Origin of the sequence: Rhodopirellula baltica SH 1 (assembly GCF_000196115.1) — a bacterium.
Taxonomy (GTDB): Bacteria; Planctomycetota; Planctomycetia; order Pirellulales; family Pirellulaceae; genus Rhodopirellula; species Rhodopirellula baltica.
The window spans coordinates 1,844,702-1,859,947 of record NC_005027.1 but is presented as its reverse complement, the minus strand read 5'-3'; the positions used below and the strand labels follow the sequence as shown (position 1 = coordinate 1,859,947).

The window sequence follows — 15,246 nt, the reverse complement described above, 5'->3', positions numbered from 1 at the left end:
GTTCGCGTTCCTTCCAGGCGACTTACTCATCCGCGGTGTTGGCATTTTGGCCGGGGGCATTTGGTAATCGCGCATCGGTTGTGATTGGGTATTTGCTGTATTGTTTCCAACTAATTCGAGTTTGCTGCTCGTCGGTTGCTTTCGACACGATCAACGTAGTCGAAGTGGTCTTCGAATTTACCAAGATCACGTGGAGTTCAAACGGCCGTCCTTCTGACTCGTCACAAAACACAACCGAACGACCTTCATTCGGTTGAATGCTGAGCTTCGCATCGTGATCCGGGTTCCGTGTTAACAGCTCTCGATAGTGCTGGAGGACTTCGTCCACGGATGCTTCCGTCGTCATGCGTGCTTCAAACACAGTGGACTGAACGGTTCGGTTACCCTCCGCATCAATCGTGGCAGCGTCTGAACCCTTCGCATGGTTGATGGAAGACTTCGGATACCGCCAGGGAGCAATTGTTCCCATCAAACTGACCGGTTCTGCGGCTACGTTCATCGCGGAACCAGCAAGAACCAACCAGACACAGATGTTCGCAAGCTTGGATCGCATCGCTTTTCCTTCATTCATGGAGTTAATGTACTTTTCGATCGCCGCAGATTGACTCGCTAACGCGAGACCATCGTATCTTTGGCCCCGAGAGCAAAGATCGCAAGCCTTTCGTGGATTGAATCGTACCAGCGCAAACTGGCGAGAAGTTCTTCCGTGGCTAATCAGCGTCGACGGCAGTCAATTCGTCTTGGAATTGCCTGCGTTCCCGCTCGAGGACCGTTCGCGATGCGGCCCCTTTCCATGTGCTGAGTGCCGGCGTGCCAAATACATGAAACCAGATCGTGCCGAGACAGAGAAAGACGAACGCGTGAAGACCAAACAGAATTGGCTTGGATGGCGGTATCGCACGAAAGTAAAGCATCGATGCAAAGCAGGCGATCGCGGTCAGCGTCGACAACAAACTTGCCCACCAGGAATTCTTCAGTCGTAAACGCCTCCCGCACACGTCGCATTTGCATCGAGGAAAGACCAATCGCAATCGTGATATCGGATGATCACAAACAGGACACGTCGTACTTCTCGACTCAGTCGAAGCGATCGGAATGGTTTCCGGCGAACGATAAGGATTCGACTCAGTGTGCAACGGTTCGCTTTCAGATAACAATTTCGGACGCAACGGGAAAACGCCAATTCACGACCAATTACAACTTAGCGGAATGGAGTGCCACTCGTGCGATCGGTCGCCTCTTTTTGCGATGCAACTCAACGGCCAAACATCAACACCGATACGCACCAAGAAACAAAGCTTCCGCCGCGAGGACACTGAGCCGTTGCATGCGACCGATGGTGGCAGGTGGTAGGATGAATTCCCGCAATTGAATCGCCTCTCTGGTTCCCTTGCCAATTCATTCCCCCACTTCTTTTGACAACGACATGCGTTTTGCGATTCGAGTGTCTGTGCTCGCCCGACTTGTGATCGTCGCGGTTCTTTGCGTAGCTCAAATTAGTTTTCTATCCCGTGCATTCGGACAACGCCCCAACCAATCGGCGTCGATCCAATCAACGTCATCGGACGAAAACCTCGGACCAGGCCACTCGATCACCAAACCGGATGAACACGTTCGTGAATGGTTGTTTGGATCCGATCTGTTTGCGGAAGATGTGTTGGAAATCCGAAGGATCTCTTCAAAGCTTCCCGTTGAGGAACGCCTGGATGCTCTCCTTCAATGGATTTTGCCCTCGCGATCTCATGCGAGCTTTCGTGTAACGGGCGCGTCATCTCCAACCACCCCTTCGCCGTCGGTCCGGAGCGGTTCGGTCTTTGACACACACGAATCCCAGATCGTCTCGCCGGTCTACGACGCGTTGAACCTCGCCAAGCGCCGAGGGGTGTTGCCGGAATTGCGCAAGCGAGTGAAATCCGCCGTGGCAAAGAGCTTGAATGATGAGCGATCGCGTCAAGCGATGTTGGCAATGATTGATTTGGAACTTGGCAACGGGACCAGCGCCGAGGAGTCCATTGTCTTGCTTCACGAACTCTCGTCCAAAACGCCCGTCAATTCACTTACTGAGCTTTGGCCAGTCGCTTTGGTGGCGCATCGAGGAACGCGTCAGTTCGCTGAATCACCAGCGTTGGGAGAGCTTGTGTCTCTTCTCTATCAAACCTGCGTCGTTCGCAATCGATCGGATCTTCCTAATTCATTTGTCAGCCAAATACGACGCATCAGGACCGAACTGTTTGATAAGCAATGGGCATCCACGGACGAAGCGGTTCGGAAGATCTACGAGTGGACCGCCGACTATCAACAAGAATGGATTCCGATTCGCGAAGCAACCGCGTCCATCCGAGGAAACGGAGACGTTGACGCTGAGTGGATCCAAGACGAATCAGGCGTCGTTTCCAACCGCGGTGGCAGCCACACCGAATACTTGGCGTTTGCGACACCTTTGAAAGGCAACTACAGCATCGAAGCGGATTTCGCGACGAATAATCTGGGGCAAATCCTTGCGGCTGGCCGGTTTGTTGGTCCCGGATATCGAAACACCAACTTTCGCAGCGGTGTATTGAGCGGGCGACTCGATGAAATTGAATTGGACAAACCCTTCGAGAAGCTGGATCGATGGATCCACTATCGCTCGAACATCAAAGACGACACTCAAACGGTTCATTTGAATGGTCGCCAAGTGCAAAAAGAATCGGTCGCTCCCAACGCGGCACCTTGGTTGGCGATGAGAGGCTGGTACACGGCGAATGCAAATTTTCGAAATTTCCACATCGCCGGTGCTCCCGAAATTCCAGACGCCGTCCCCATGCTGACATCGCGTGGCCTGTCTGGATGGACCGACTACTTCGGCGGTTCGCGTCCTGAATACAGAGGGCAGTGGAAACGTATCGACGCCGCGCGTGGTGACACGATGATCGTGGGTTCAAAAAAAGATGGCTTGGACCAGTCCCACTTCGAGAGCTTGCTTCGATACTTCCGCCCGCTGATGGATGGCGACCGTGTGGAATACGAATTTTTCTACGATCCGGGAAAGGCGAATGCCCACCCAGCACTCGATCGCCTCGCGTTTCTCATTTCGAACGAGGGAGTCACCGAGCACTGGGGCACCGACGGCTGCTTCGATCGCACTCTGCTGCGTCCCGACAACATGGAATTTGTGTCAGACTACCAGCGTCACGAAGGAACCCTCCCGTTGAAAGTGTCGGAGTGGAACCACGGTGAACTGCAATTGGCCGGCAACATGATCCAGCTTTCATTGAATGACCAGCTGATCTACGAACGCCCATTGGACAGCGAAAGTGATCGCACCTTCGGTTTGTTTTACTTTTCCGATCGCGAAGAACTGAAAGCACAGTCTCTGACCTTGCGAGGCAAATGGCCAAAGGAATTGCTCGGGCCTCAGCAATTGGCCGATCCGGTACCGAACCGCCTTCATGCGTCGATGGACGAGTTGACTTCGGTCTTCCATCATGACTTCCGGGACGCTGATGCGACGACTCGCTACTTCAATGCAACCACCCTTCGAAACAATGATGGCGCAACGGAGACAGATGGTGGATTGCGATTAACGGCGTCGTCTTTCGGGCCGTGGAAGCAGCTTGCCGCCGTCCCGCAGTTTTCGCTGCGTGGGGATTTCGATGTGACGGCGGAGTTCACTCAGGCAGTGATCCCCGAGTCCGTTGACATTGCTCGTGTTGCTCTTTCAATCTCGTTGGATGATTCCCAGGCCCGCAAACTGATTGCTGCCACGGGATTCGCCGACGGCCAAGGCAGGCATTTGATGGGGTCGATCAACTTGAGTTATCCGGATGGGACGATGCGGTTCCAAACGGGCAGACGCACCCACGAATCGACCTCTGGCAGGTTGAGAATTGCAAGGCGTGGTGAGGACGTCTACTTCCTCTTTGCTTACGAAGGATCCGACCAATGGCAGTTGCTTCACCAGGAAACCGCATCCGAGGCAGAGGTTCCCATCGGTGGCATACAACTCGTATCCATTGCGAAGGGCCGTGGAACGACATCTGCAAAATGGCTCAATCTCACACTTCGTGCCAAAAACCTGATGGTGTCGCCGTCGTCCGATCCCAAGCCCGTTCTTTCAGTCGTTCGTATCGATGGGACGGACCTGCGAGATCTGGCAGAACCGAACGAAACACTGTTGCACGTCGGATCGCCGGACTGGTCCCCCGATGGAACACAGATTGTCTACGACCAACAAGCTGGCAGTACCCTGACGGCTCGGCTGATGCGAGTCGACAAAACCGGCGGCGATCCGGTTGATTTAGGATTCGGGTCCATGCCGACGTTCTCGCCCGACGGGAAACGCATTGCATTTTCGGCTGCGCGTCAGGGTGTGGGAATCATGGACGCTGACGGTTCCAATCGCACCATCCTGGATTCGAGCGGCTGGGGAATCCAGTGGTCGCCAATTCCGAACTTGCTTGCCTACAGCAGCGGCGGCAGTCTTTACGTTTGGGATCTGAACACGTCGTCTCGAAAAGCTGTTTTGCAAGGGCCAGACGCAATTCGGTACAGCTACATCTACTGGAACATGTGTTGGTCACCTGATGGAAAGCGGATCGCATTGAAGGGAAGACGTCGTGACAACTCACAGGACGAAATCGCGGTTGTCACGCTGTCCAACCCAAGTCGGCTTCAGGTCATCCCCACGCCCGCCAAACTTGGCGGCGATCTCGGATGGGCGTCCGACAGTCTCCAAATTTTGTTTCCGATGCTGTCCGCCGAGACACGGCGTACCCAACTGCACTGCGTGGACGTGACCAATCCTGGAACACCGAAACTCTGGCCCAATCAACCAAGCGATCGACAGATTTCAGGAGTTAGCTTGTCCAAGGATGGAAAATGGCTCGCCATCACCGCTCGGCCCGATCCCCGCACGGTCCCTTGGCAAGATCAACTGGACGCCTCATCGAACTAGCCGTGTCCGATGAAGTCAGACCCATTCGTCCGGTGCAGCGGATTGCGATCTGCGTCGCCAATTCAACATTGCCGGTCGAGTCCAGGCGCCATGATGCAGCCCACTCATGATGCGATGCAGCCGCAGATCATCCCGCCCTCGAATCCGTGTTCATCTCAATTCATCTGTGGCAAAAAGTTGATCCTGAGTCGGACGGTGCGTAAGCCTACCCTGGTGACAAACGAGCGGACATTGCACATTGGAAATCGTGAGTTTGGCCACAGATGAATTGGGATGAACACAGATGACTGACGTCGAAATCAACGTATTGACCGAGAAGATGATTGGTTGCGCGTTCCAAGTTTCAAACACACTTGGATGCGGATTTTTGGAGAAGGTGTACGAAAACGCCCTCGCCTACGAACTGCAGAAACATGGTCTTGATGTGATGCAACAGGCTCCCATCAAAGTACATTACGAACAAATCATTGTCGGGGAATATTTCGCGGACCTACTTGTTTCAAATGCAGTAATTATCGAACTCAAAGCCGTCAAAGAGATCAACGCAGCTTTCACCGCCCAATGCCTCAACTACTTGAAGGCAACGGGGCTCCCAATTTGCCGCCTGCTTAACTTCGGCAAGCCCCGCGTCGAGATCAAACGGTTCCGCCACTAATCTGTGTTCATCTCAATTCATCTGTGGCAGAAATTGATCATAGGACCAGTGACCATTTGCATTCCAAACGCATCTGGTCTTTTCACTTCGATGTTGTCGACGGAAAAAACCACCGAAACGTCAAACGGTAGCAGGAAGAAGTTGCTATTTGGCCACAGATGAATTGGGATGAACACAGATGACTCATGGCGAAATCAATGAGCTGACCGAGAAGGTAATCGGTTTTATGTTCCATGGTGCATACACACTTGGCTGTGTTTGGCAACCAATCTCTCAATCTTGCTGGTCCGATCTGTCTCGCAAGAAACGTTCAATCATTTGCCGCTCTCGGCTTAACTCAAGCCTCCAGACCACAAAGTCCGGTAGCGTCACGATCGAACAAACGATCACGCTGGATAGCAGAACGGCAACCGCTAAATTGCATGCAATGCCAATAGGGTGATAGGTCGACTTAAACTCGCATGGACCGGTTTCGTGTCGGGGATGGTTTGCCAATCGATCCGTGCGAGAGAACACAGGCCAGCCGAAGTTGATCGTCCCTGGCTCTCGCAAGCACCGATCCGGTAGTGGACCAAGGTAGCGGCCCCTCGAGTGCACCGGCGATGCAACATGATTGAGTGCAAACACAAACGCCGTCAGCGAGGTGCACAACAACAGCATCCGGAGTGAATAGATTCCCCGTTTCATTCTTCAACCTCGCGCGGTCGAAAGTTCAGACGGTCGTTCTCTTGAAGGAAGGCTTTGAACACACTCACCAAACCAGCAAAGATCCCAAGCAATCCGCCAATGTAGCTAGCATTGTGAAGGGCGGCTGTTCGTCGGAATGCGACTGGATCATCAATCAGCGCATCACGGAGCATCGTATCAACCACCGGATCGGCTTTCGTGAAAGCAATCGCAAGCAGTAGCCCAATCATTCCAACCAGAATCGTTGTCGCAAGAACCACGCTAAACGCACGGAGGACCGTAAGCACGTAGCCAAGATCACTGCGAACGAGCATCCCCGCCGGGACCAAAAAGAGTCCGATGAAGGCTCCCATCCACCATGAAGCGTGCCATCCGACGATGGCTGCTCCTAGCCGCTCGGACACACTCTGCGAAATGTCAAACTGATCGAATTTGAACTTCGTAAAGTATTCTGAAGAGATAGAATACGAAACCTGATTGTGAACCATCCCGTACACACCAGACAACGCACAGGCCAACAATAGAAGAGCCGGTACAGAAAGCAGACGAATCACCTTTCCGCCTGCGTCAAATCAATTGATACCAATCGGTCACCCGGTCCTTTTGGAATTGGAAAGTGAATCCGCAACGGATCCCTCTCTCCTGACTCTGTTTCTCGTTCGTACTGCAACACGACTGAGTCCGGTTGATGATATGTGTCAAAGATACGAAGGAAATTGGAACTCCCTCCGGTAGGCACTAAAACGACATCATGGTCCGGAGTCCGCTGATACGGAGGATCAAATCCTTCTGTCACTTCGTTGTCAGGGGTGCAGAGCCAGTCCGCAGTCTGTTGATCCCAGCAAGTCATGTACAAGAGCGATTCCCGTTCGATCCCAGGCGGCAATTCGACATCGATCCGGAGCATGAACCGGCCGCTCCATCGTGCCGAGGTTAGCAGCAGTGCAGACACGACAAAGGTCGCGACGCACAACGCAAATCCATTTGCACTCCAAATCAGCCCTCGCCGTGTTGCAATACGGATCATGAATCATGCCCCCGAACATTCGTGCAGAACTTGTGATCGATGTGGTGGAGTTCAATCCGTCGTCGGTATCCATCGAACAATCGCTCCCACACTTTGGAACGCATTCGACGAATGGCGACGCCTAGAATGAGCGAGTCCGTTGCGTGGGTATCGCCCGCAACTGAACTGCATGCTTGCGCGACTTCTGTTTTGGTCTTCAAAAGCAGCTCAGCGGTCTGCCCGGCGTTGCTATTTCGGCTTTGAGGTATCAGCATCGGCAACGAGAATTGCAGCATGAATAGGATCCTCAAACACGTAGAAACCGCTGAATGAGTCGAACCACCACAGCAACAAGCATCGCCGCCACAACTACAAGACCAGCTTTCCATCCGAAGAAAAGGTAAGTGATGCCGCCGCTGGCGACGACCAAAGTTTGGCCCACGTAAGATCGGCTGATTTCGCGAAGCAGCATCCGTCTCACCCGCCTATCTACCTAGCTTTGAATCATTGAAGGCGAGGTTCCGAGCATGTCGCCGCTGCGAACCTCAGGACTGGGGACGTTTGTATTCTACAAAACCTTCGATGGCCTGATATTGTGCCAGCCCGAGTTGATCATACGTGCGTGCTGTGTGCGCGTTGCGAGCTTCGGCTCGCTGCCAAAATTCGCGAGCATCTGCCCCGGGGAACAAGGCTCGGTCTTTTTGCGATTCATGCTTGAAAATCGCCGCTCGCTTTCGATCGACCTCCTGTGGACTCAGTGGCACGGCCATCTCAATCTCATGAGGTGCCCATTCTTGCCAAGCGCCACGGTAGAGCCACACCACACACTGGCTCATCCATTCGTCTTCTCCGCATCGTTCGCAAGCGGCCAGTAGGATATCCAAGCATGTACGATGCGTTCCGTGCGGGTCGCTAAGATCACCGGCGGCGTAGATCTGATGCGGCTGGACTTCGCGAAGAAGGTCCACCGTGATCTGAATGTCAGCGTCGCTGATCGGACTCTTTCGAACCACGCCGGTTTCATAGAAAGGCAGTTCCAAAAAGTGCAATCGCTCCGCTGGAACACCGCATACAATCGCCCCCTCTTCGGCTTCACCACGTCGGATCAAACCTTTCAATCGCTGCATCTCAGGGATGTCGACCTCGCCATGGTCCTTCGTTCCCAAGAACTCGATCATGCGCTTGGTCAGTTCGACCACCGGAGGAGTGAGCAAATCAAACTCTTTACAAAATTCGCGAGCGAACTTGGCAAAACGAATCGCATCGCCATCAAACACGGCGATGTTGCCGGACGTCTGATAAGCGACATGCACCTCGTGTCCTTGACCGGCGAGGCGAGTCAAAGTGCCTCCCATCGAGATCACGTCATCGTCGGGGTGGGGTGAAAACAGAACGATTCGTTTTGGAAAGACCACGCCGGGCTGGTCCGGTTTGCCGGCCGGCCATCCCGTGATCGTGCTTTGCAAATGCCGAAAGACACGCAGGTTGATCTCATAGGCCGATCCATGTTCCGCGAGAAGATCTTGCAATCCGTTTTCGTTGTAATCGCCATCGACCAGCATCAAGACGGGCTTCTGCAACGCCTGCGAAAGATCGATCACGGCACGACGCACCATCGTGTCGTCCCACGTGACCTTGTCGACCAACCAAGGTGATTGAATGACAGTCAACTGAGCCGCTGCCGCTCGATCGAGAATCAATTCCGCGTCGGTGTGTTCTTGCAATGATGTCGCCGGAACCGAAGGGGCCAGTTCGCCTTCGATCGTTCGAGCGATGATCGACGATTTGCCTTCTCCAAACGCCAACAGAAATATTTTGCGGGCTTGCAGAATCGTCGAGACACCCATCGTGATGGCTCGCCGCGGCACGTTCTCCACCCCAAAGAAGTGGCTGGCCGAGTCAATCCGCGTCATGCCATCGAGCGTGATCATTCGTGTCCGTGAATCGGTGCCTGATCCGGGTTCGTTAAATCCAATGTGGCCGGTCCGTCCGATCCCTAGCAATTGAATATCGATGCCACCAGCATCAATCAATTCTTGGTCGTAAGCCGCACACCCGTCAGCGATGGTCTCGACAGGCTGAGTCCCATCGGGCAAATGAATGTTCTCTGGACGAATATCAACGTGATCAAACAAATGCTCGTGCATGAACCGCGCATGGCTCTGCAAGCAATCTGGATTCATCGGGTAGTACTCGTCCAAATTGAACGTGATCACGTTCGCCAACGACAAGTTTTCTTCTCGGTGAAGCCGTATCAGTTCGGCGTACACGTTGACGGGAGATGAACCAGCGACCAATCCCAACACTGCCATTCGCGATTCGGCAGCACGCTCGCGAATGAGCGTGGCGATTTCACGAGCGACGGCGGCACTCGCGTCGGTCGACTCGGGATAGACCCGATAGGCAATCTTGTTCTTGGGCGATTGTGGAACCAGGTGCGTGGCGTCCGTTCCTGACATGATGTTTCTCTTGGTCGATTCAGCGAAGAGGATTTCGGCGAGGCTATCTTATAGCGGTTCCGGGCCAAGAGGTCTCGCCGGCCATTTGCCGAGAATAGTGAGCCGCACCAACAATCCCGGCATCGTTCCCTAAGGTTGCAAACTCGATCTTCAGATGCGAGCTGATTTGCACCAGGGTCCGAGGAAAACACTCCTCGCGAATCGATTGCAGAAACTGCTTTCCGGTGTCGGTTCCTGGGCCACCAAACGTCATTGCGCCGCCCAAAAGCACAACGTCGGGATCCACAACGTGAGCGAACATCGCAATTGATCGTCCGATCACCACGCCGGTTTGGTGAATGACTCGGATCGCAATCGAATCTCCATCGGCCGCGGCATTCGCGATCGCCAACGGCGTCAGCGATTTCATTCCTCGTAACGCACTCAACGCGTCGGTCTGCTTCAGTATCTCATTCGCCGTTTGAATGACGCCCGCCGATCCGGCATACGCTTCCAGATGCCCAGGAAAGCCGCACCCGCACATTCGAGCGTCGGATGAAAAATCAATGGTCGCGTGTCCAATCTCGCCACCGCATCCATTCGCTCCTCGAATCGGACGACCGTCCAAGATGACCCCGCCTCCCACTCCGGTTCCAAGCGTCATCAACACCAAAGAGTTCGCTCGGCACAAACCATGGGCTGACTCAGCCAACGCAGCGGCGTCGGCATCGTTCAGAAGCGCAACCGGTTTCTGGAAAAACATCCGCGAGTTGCTGGCGGAAATTGAGGTGATGCCAACGATGCAAATTGGCGGTTTCGGCCAAGGCTTCCGCTTTTGGGTCCAGCACACCCGCCATCGCTAAACCGATCGCATGCAGATCCTCGATTGTTTTCGATGATTCGTTGAGCGTGCGTTCAACGTTGTCTCGGCATGATTGGAATGCCGCCTCAGGCGATCCAAAATCATCCGTCCGAATATGGTTCCGCCAGATCAATTTGTCGCCGCGAAACAAACCGAACTTGATGGTCGTTCCGCCAAGATCGATTCCAAGTACCCACGTCCCTCCGCCCGAATCATCGCCGTTGTTGTGGTTCGATTCTTTGGTGGACGCGAAATTCATTGGCGACGATCAAAATTCCAAATGGACTGCTTGCGAGGACTGCGAATGGCAACGGTCGATACTTCGACGGTCATCAGTCTAATTGAACGCCAAGCTGATCCGGCGAGTTTTGTGTGGACTACAATCTCGGTCCCCTCCTTTGTCCTTCCTATGCCCCACCTTGTTCAGGAAAATCAATGAATCGTATACCCGGATCGTCCTCTCCGTTCTGGCAAACTGCGATCGTCGCAACCACCGCGATTTGCGTCGGTTTCACCTCATTTGTCCGCGCCGATGAAACGCCTTCCAAGATCCCTTTGTGGAAAGACGGTGCGCCAGGATCCGAAGACCGCATGCATGAAGCGGAAGTCGTCACTGGCACGAATGTCTCCAACGTTCACCATCCATCGATCACTCCGTACCTGCCGACCAAAGAAGCTTCCACGGGCACGGCGATTTTGATCGCACCGGGCGGAGGTCACAGCAAACTGTGTCTTGGCCACGAGGGCGATTCGCTAGCGAAATGGTTCGCCGAACGCGGAGTGGCCGCCTTCGTGATGCGATACCGACTTTGCCGCGAGCCGGATTCCGGTTACACGCTCGAAGGACATGCGATGGATGACACTCGCCGAGCCATTCGAATGATCCGATCCAAGTCGAAGGAATGGAATTTGGATCCAAACCGGATCGGGATATTGGGATTCTCAGCCGGCGGAGAATTGGCAGCCTATTCGGCGATGCATCCGCAGCCTGGAAAACCTGATTCCTCCGACCCGATTGAACGAGTCAGTAGCCGTCCCGATTTCCAAGGATTGATCTACCCGGGCAAGTCAGACACGTTCACTGTTTCGGAAGGAATGCCGCCGGCGTTCGTCGCGTTTGGTTTTCACGATCGAGAAGACATCGCGTTTGGGATGGCCAAGGTTTACTTGAAGTACAAGGAAGCCAATGTGCCTTGCGAAATGCACGTCTACAGCGAGGCGGGTCACGGATTTGGATTTCGTGAGAACAACAAAACCGCTGCGGGACGTTGGCCTGAACGAATGCTGGAATGGCTGACCGATCGCGATCTGCTAGTCCAAAATTGAAACCACGCATCGACTTATTAACGAGAGCGTTTTAACTGACTCGGTGGCACGCCGTAGACCCGTTTGAAAGCTCTTGAAAACTGAAATGCATCCGCAAATTGCAGCATTTCGGCAACGTCGCGGACTTTCATTCCTTGAGTGAACAACAAGTCCGCGGCGTAGTTCATTCGCAGTCGCAACAAGTACTGGTACGCACCACGCGAAGCGTACCTTTTAAACAACCGCGAAACGTAGACAGTCGTGTAACCACACTGCTCGGCGACTTGGGCGATCGATGTCAGGTCACGAAAGTTGTCTTCCATGTACTGCCGGATGTCCTCGTAGACTTCGAACGCTTTTGGCGAATCGCCATCGGTCGTCGACTTCCGCTGAGCGATCTTGATAATCATTGCCCGGGTGATCAACGAAACGATATCGCGGGATCGAAATTGATCGTCCTTACCTTCGGCTGAAATGATCGAGAATAAATCGGTCAACTCTTTCACGTTCCGGACCTGCAACGGATAGCCGCGAAGCAAATTCGCTTCCAGCAGCAGGCTCTTCGCGTCGGTACCAAACATGTCCAAGTAGTACTTCCGCATTCCGGTCTTCGAGCTGTTCTCGATGCGGTGACGAACTCCCGGACCGTAGGCAAAGACGGTACCCCGCTTCAGTTCAAACCATTCATTCTCGAGCTGCAATTTGCCTTCGCCTTGATCGACGATCTCCAGCCCCCAGAACGGAAAATTGCTTCGTTCGACGACGTAATCCAAAGACGTCCGCTCCACGCCACCACAGACAACCGTGAACCGACTCGAACTATCTGGATCCAGGTCCAAATAGAAATGCGAGGCTTCCACGGTTTGTTTGGAGACGAATTCCGGCGTCTGGATATCTTCCATCACGTTGTCCCTGGGTGATCGAGACACACGCAAAAGTGTGCTTCGTCACCCAATTTGTGTAGAAATTAGGTGTATAGATTCTTCGCGACGGCCTTTTTATTTTCAACCACCCCGCCTGATCCTCGAATCTAGGACGCGAACGAATGGAATTCGCTGCGATTGGCATGGCAAATCGAAAGTTTAATTTCTGCTATCTGCACCACATCTTACATGCTCATTCCTCGCATTTCCACGCGAGTTTGTCGATCGATCGCACGGTTTTGTCATGCAAACCTAGCGGTAGCTCTTGGAAACGAATGCTCATGATGCCTGCAAAAGCATAGCGAAACAGGACGCGGAACGTCCTTCTCAGCGTCTGAATTCACCCTGACGGTAAATTCCCTCATGAAACACTCAGAAAATTAACATCACGCGGTGAACAATTGTCGCTTGATCTGTCCGACCCATCACCGCGAGATTCCAATTTGGCTCGCCGAGGGGGGATGACGATCCGCTTGGACGCCAGAATGAGCTTTCTCGCGTCTCGTTGTTTCGCATCTGGAAGGTACTGGACCTGCGCTTGTGGCGTTATTTTTCGGCAAGTTAAAAAATGGCATATAGCGGCCCCTTCCCCGCCAGGCTAACGGCGATCGAACGGCCTTTGCGAACGCTCAAGATGCGCCCACACCCAAATATAGATTTGGCAACCGTTTTGGCTGTTTAAGAAATGCCATGCTCTAGCAATCTAGCTATGGAGAATCCGCGTTCTCAAGGCAGAATAGCCCCCGTTGCAAGCTGACAGTCGGCGACTGACCGCCATAAGCGGGCAACAACTGACCGTTTTCGCGTCTCGTTTTCTGAGCGGGCGAATGACTGTCAGAGAACAAGTCTTTTCCTTTTTGGATTCGTTTCGAATTCCTCATCCCACTCTCGGTTGGAGTACATCTTGATGCAAAAGTCCCCTTCGCAACGAGCAGGCTTCACGCTTGTCGAGCTGCTGGTCGTGATAGCGATCATCGGCGTTCTTGTTGGTTTGTTGTTGCCCGCCGTGCAGGCCGCTCGCGAAGCTGCCCGCCGAATGAGCTGCAGCAACAACTTCAAACAAATTGGTTTGGCAATTCACAACTACCACAGTGCGTACAACCAATTGCCAATTCATGGTGGCGGTACGACCGACCCACATTCCGCACAGATCTGGCGCCCATCGGAAGTTTCCAACAACGGCCGTTTGAGCTGGTTGGTCGGGTTGACCCCGTTCATCGAACAACAGGGTCTTTGGGAAATGATCTCAAATCCATTGAACGAAGATTCGCGCGGTGCCAGCCCACCGGCGGCAAGCGGCAATGGTGGTGTCAGCGGCGGAGCGACTCGCAATGGCGGCCCATTCAACCCAATGGGACCAACACCAGACGAGATCCTTTACACGCCATGGGTCACGCAAATGCCAACGTTCCGTTGCCCAAGCGATCCAGGCGTCGGCCTGCCTTCGCTCGGACGCACGAACTACGCTGCCAACTTGGGCGATTCCGCTGAACGTGCTCACCAAGGTGATTGGAACAACAGCGCACCAATCGGCTACGGCAACATCAGCTCTGGTTTGGCCAACGAAATCCAAGGTGCAGGCCGTGGATTCTTCACGGTTCACAAGAGCCGACGTTTTCGCGATGTTCTGGACGGCTTGTCCAACACCATTGCTGCTGGTGAAATCGCGACGGACCTGGGCGACAAAGACGCCCGCACCGCTGCCCTCAACCGAGGTTGGTCGTTCGTTCGTAACTATCCACCAAACGACTGCGACAACTTGGTCGATCCGGCTCGTCCTCAATTCTGGGATGCGTCTCAAACCACCGTCAGCGGTGTCGATGGTCGCGGTTTTCGTTGGGCCGAGCACTTGCCAAACTTCAGTGGTTTCTTCACTGCTCAACCACCAAACAGCCCCATCTGCAACGAGCAAAACGCGGGCAACTCAGGTTGGTACTCCGCATCGAGTCGCCACCAAGGTGGTGTTCACGTCTTGATGGGTGACGGTGCCGTGAAGTTCATGACTGACTCCGTCGAAGCTGGCAATCAAAGCCAACTTGGCATCAACGCTTACCGATCTGCCGGATCGAAGAGCCCCTACGGCGTTTGGGGTGCCCTCGGCACACGAGCAGCCAAGGAAATTATCGAAGACGTCTTTTGATCGAAGCTAACCTTCACGTGTGTCCGCTTCACTGGCAGGCGGACGCACGTTCTTTCCAAACATCATTCCCACAACAGAACCATGAAATATCGATTCGCTTTGTTTGCCTGCCTTATCGCATTTTCCCTGACCGTCGGCTGTGACAGCGGTGAACCAACCAACCTTGCCGGCGAAGTGAGTGACAGCGAGATTGAAGAGTACAACCGCATGCTCCAAGAGTCACAAAAGCAAATGGTTGAATCGGACGAAGCAATGAAAAAGGAAATGAAGCCGAAACGCTAACGGAGACATCTG

13 protein-coding genes are annotated in these 15,246 nt (G+C 53.7%); 5 read left to right on the top strand and 8 right to left on the bottom strand.

Going from position 1 to position 15,246, the window contains the following annotated elements:
• Positions 1 to 22 precede the first annotated feature (22 nt).
• Positions 23 to 553 (bottom strand): hypothetical protein, encoded by a 531-nt coding sequence (locus RB_RS07035; RefSeq protein ID WP_231846290.1) that lies wholly within the window; start codon positions 551 to 553, stop codon positions 23 to 25.
• 157 nt (positions 554 to 710) lie between these two features.
• Positions 711 to 950 (bottom strand): hypothetical protein, encoded by a 240-nt coding sequence (locus RB_RS28025; RefSeq protein ID WP_231846289.1) that lies wholly within the window; start codon positions 948 to 950, stop codon positions 711 to 713.
• Between the two features lie 476 nt (positions 951 to 1,426).
• On the opposite strand from RB_RS28025, the gene RB_RS07025 reads away from it, so the two are divergent.
• Together RB_RS07025 and RB_RS07020 are read left to right on the top strand one after the other, a co-directional pair.
• Positions 1,427 to 4,936 carry a DUF1583 domain-containing protein gene (locus RB_RS07025; RefSeq protein ID WP_164921652.1) on the top strand — a complete coding sequence of 1,170 codons (3,510 nt, stop codon included), beginning with the start codon at positions 1,427 to 1,429 and terminating at the stop codon, positions 4,934 to 4,936.
• A 283-nt stretch (positions 4,937 to 5,219) separates the two neighbouring features.
• A complete protein-coding gene (locus RB_RS07020) occupies positions 5,220 to 5,591 on the top strand; it encodes a GxxExxY protein (protein ID WP_011119424.1) in 372 nt (123 codons plus the stop codon).
• A 683-nt stretch (positions 5,592 to 6,274) separates the two neighbouring features.
• Here RB_RS07020 and RB_RS07015 read toward each other — a convergent pair.
• From RB_RS07015 to RB_RS28315, 5 genes are all read right to left on the bottom strand, one after another.
• Positions 6,275 to 6,832, bottom strand: a complete 558-nt coding sequence (locus RB_RS07015; protein ID WP_011119419.1) for a hypothetical protein — start codon at positions 6,830 to 6,832, stop codon at positions 6,275 to 6,277.
• Positions 6,829 to 7,185, bottom strand: coding sequence for a hypothetical protein (locus RB_RS07010; RefSeq protein ID WP_231846288.1), 357 nt, complete (start codon positions 7,183 to 7,185; stop codon positions 6,829 to 6,831). The genes RB_RS07015 and RB_RS07010 overlap by 4 nt, the downstream gene beginning before the upstream one ends.
• Before the next feature lie 644 nt (positions 7,186 to 7,829).
• Positions 7,830 to 9,743: a glucosamine-6-phosphate deaminase gene (locus tag RB_RS07005; protein WP_007330748.1), complete on the bottom strand. Its 1,914-nt coding sequence runs from the start codon at positions 9,741 to 9,743 to the stop codon at positions 7,830 to 7,832.
• 43 nt (positions 9,744 to 9,786) lie between these two features.
• Positions 9,787 to 10,485, bottom strand: coding sequence for an ROK family protein (locus RB_RS07000; protein ID WP_011119415.1), 699 nt, complete (start codon positions 10,483 to 10,485; stop codon positions 9,787 to 9,789).
• Positions 10,427 to 10,843 (bottom strand): ROK family protein, encoded by a 417-nt coding sequence (locus RB_RS28315; protein WP_261340188.1) that lies wholly within the window; start codon positions 10,841 to 10,843, stop codon positions 10,427 to 10,429. Before RB_RS28315 ends, RB_RS07000 begins: the two co-directional genes overlap by 59 nt.
• Before the next feature lie 176 nt (positions 10,844 to 11,019).
• Between RB_RS28315 and RB_RS06995 the strand changes: the two genes are divergently transcribed.
• Positions 11,020 to 11,910, top strand: a complete 891-nt coding sequence (locus RB_RS06995; RefSeq protein ID WP_164921651.1) for an alpha/beta hydrolase — start codon at positions 11,020 to 11,022, stop codon at positions 11,908 to 11,910.
• A gap of 17 nt (positions 11,911 to 11,927) precedes the next feature.
• Here the strand turns inward: RB_RS06995 and RB_RS06990 are convergent, their stop codons facing one another.
• Complete coding sequence (locus RB_RS06990; protein ID WP_164921650.1) at positions 11,928 to 12,791, bottom strand: AraC family transcriptional regulator; 864 nt, start codon at positions 12,789 to 12,791, stop codon at positions 11,928 to 11,930.
• A 928-nt stretch (positions 12,792 to 13,719) separates the two neighbouring features.
• Here RB_RS06990 and RB_RS06980 point away from each other — a divergent pair.
• On the top strand, positions 13,720 to 14,952 hold the full coding sequence (locus RB_RS06980) for a DUF1559 domain-containing protein (RefSeq protein ID WP_011119407.1): 1,233 nt from the start codon (positions 13,720 to 13,722) through the stop codon (positions 14,950 to 14,952).
• 81 nt (positions 14,953 to 15,033) lie between these two features.
• On the top strand, positions 15,034 to 15,234 hold the full coding sequence (locus RB_RS06975; RefSeq protein ID WP_011119406.1) for a hypothetical protein: 201 nt from the start codon (positions 15,034 to 15,036) through the stop codon (positions 15,232 to 15,234).
• The last annotated feature ends 12 nt before the right edge of the window (positions 15,235 to 15,246 follow it).

Excerpts from the sequence above, each read along its gene's own strand:
- RB_RS07035 (WP_231846290.1), bottom strand. The coding sequence starts at position 553 with ATGCGATCCAAGCTTGCGAACATCTGTGTCTGGTTGGTTCTTGCTGGT.
- RB_RS07025 (WP_164921652.1), top strand. The coding sequence starts at position 1,427 with ATGCGTTTTGCGATTCGAGTGTCTGTGCTCGCCCGACTTGTGATCGTC.
- RB_RS07020 (WP_011119424.1), top strand. The coding sequence starts at position 5,220 with ATGACTGACGTCGAAATCAACGTATTGACCGAGAAGATGATTGGTTGC.
- RB_RS07010 (WP_231846288.1), bottom strand. The coding sequence starts at position 7,185 with ATGCTCCGGATCGATGTCGAATTGCCGCCTGGGATCGAACGGGAATCG.
- RB_RS07005 (WP_007330748.1), bottom strand. The coding sequence starts at position 9,743 with ATGTCAGGAACGGACGCCACGCACCTGGTTCCACAATCGCCCAAGAAC.
- RB_RS07000 (WP_011119415.1), bottom strand. The coding sequence starts at position 10,485 with ATGTTTTTCCAGAAACCGGTTGCGCTTCTGAACGATGCCGACGCCGCT.
- RB_RS28315 (WP_261340188.1), bottom strand. The coding sequence starts at position 10,843 with ATGAATTTCGCGTCCACCAAAGAATCGAACCACAACAACGGCGATGAT.
- RB_RS06995 (WP_164921651.1), top strand. The coding sequence starts at position 11,020 with ATGAATCGTATACCCGGATCGTCCTCTCCGTTCTGGCAAACTGCGATC.
- RB_RS06990 (WP_164921650.1), bottom strand. The coding sequence starts at position 12,791 with ATGGAAGATATCCAGACGCCGGAATTCGTCTCCAAACAAACCGTGGAA.
- RB_RS06980 (WP_011119407.1), top strand. The coding sequence starts at position 13,720 with ATGCAAAAGTCCCCTTCGCAACGAGCAGGCTTCACGCTTGTCGAGCTG.
- RB_RS06975 (WP_011119406.1), top strand. The coding sequence starts at position 15,034 with ATGAAATATCGATTCGCTTTGTTTGCCTGCCTTATCGCATTTTCCCTG.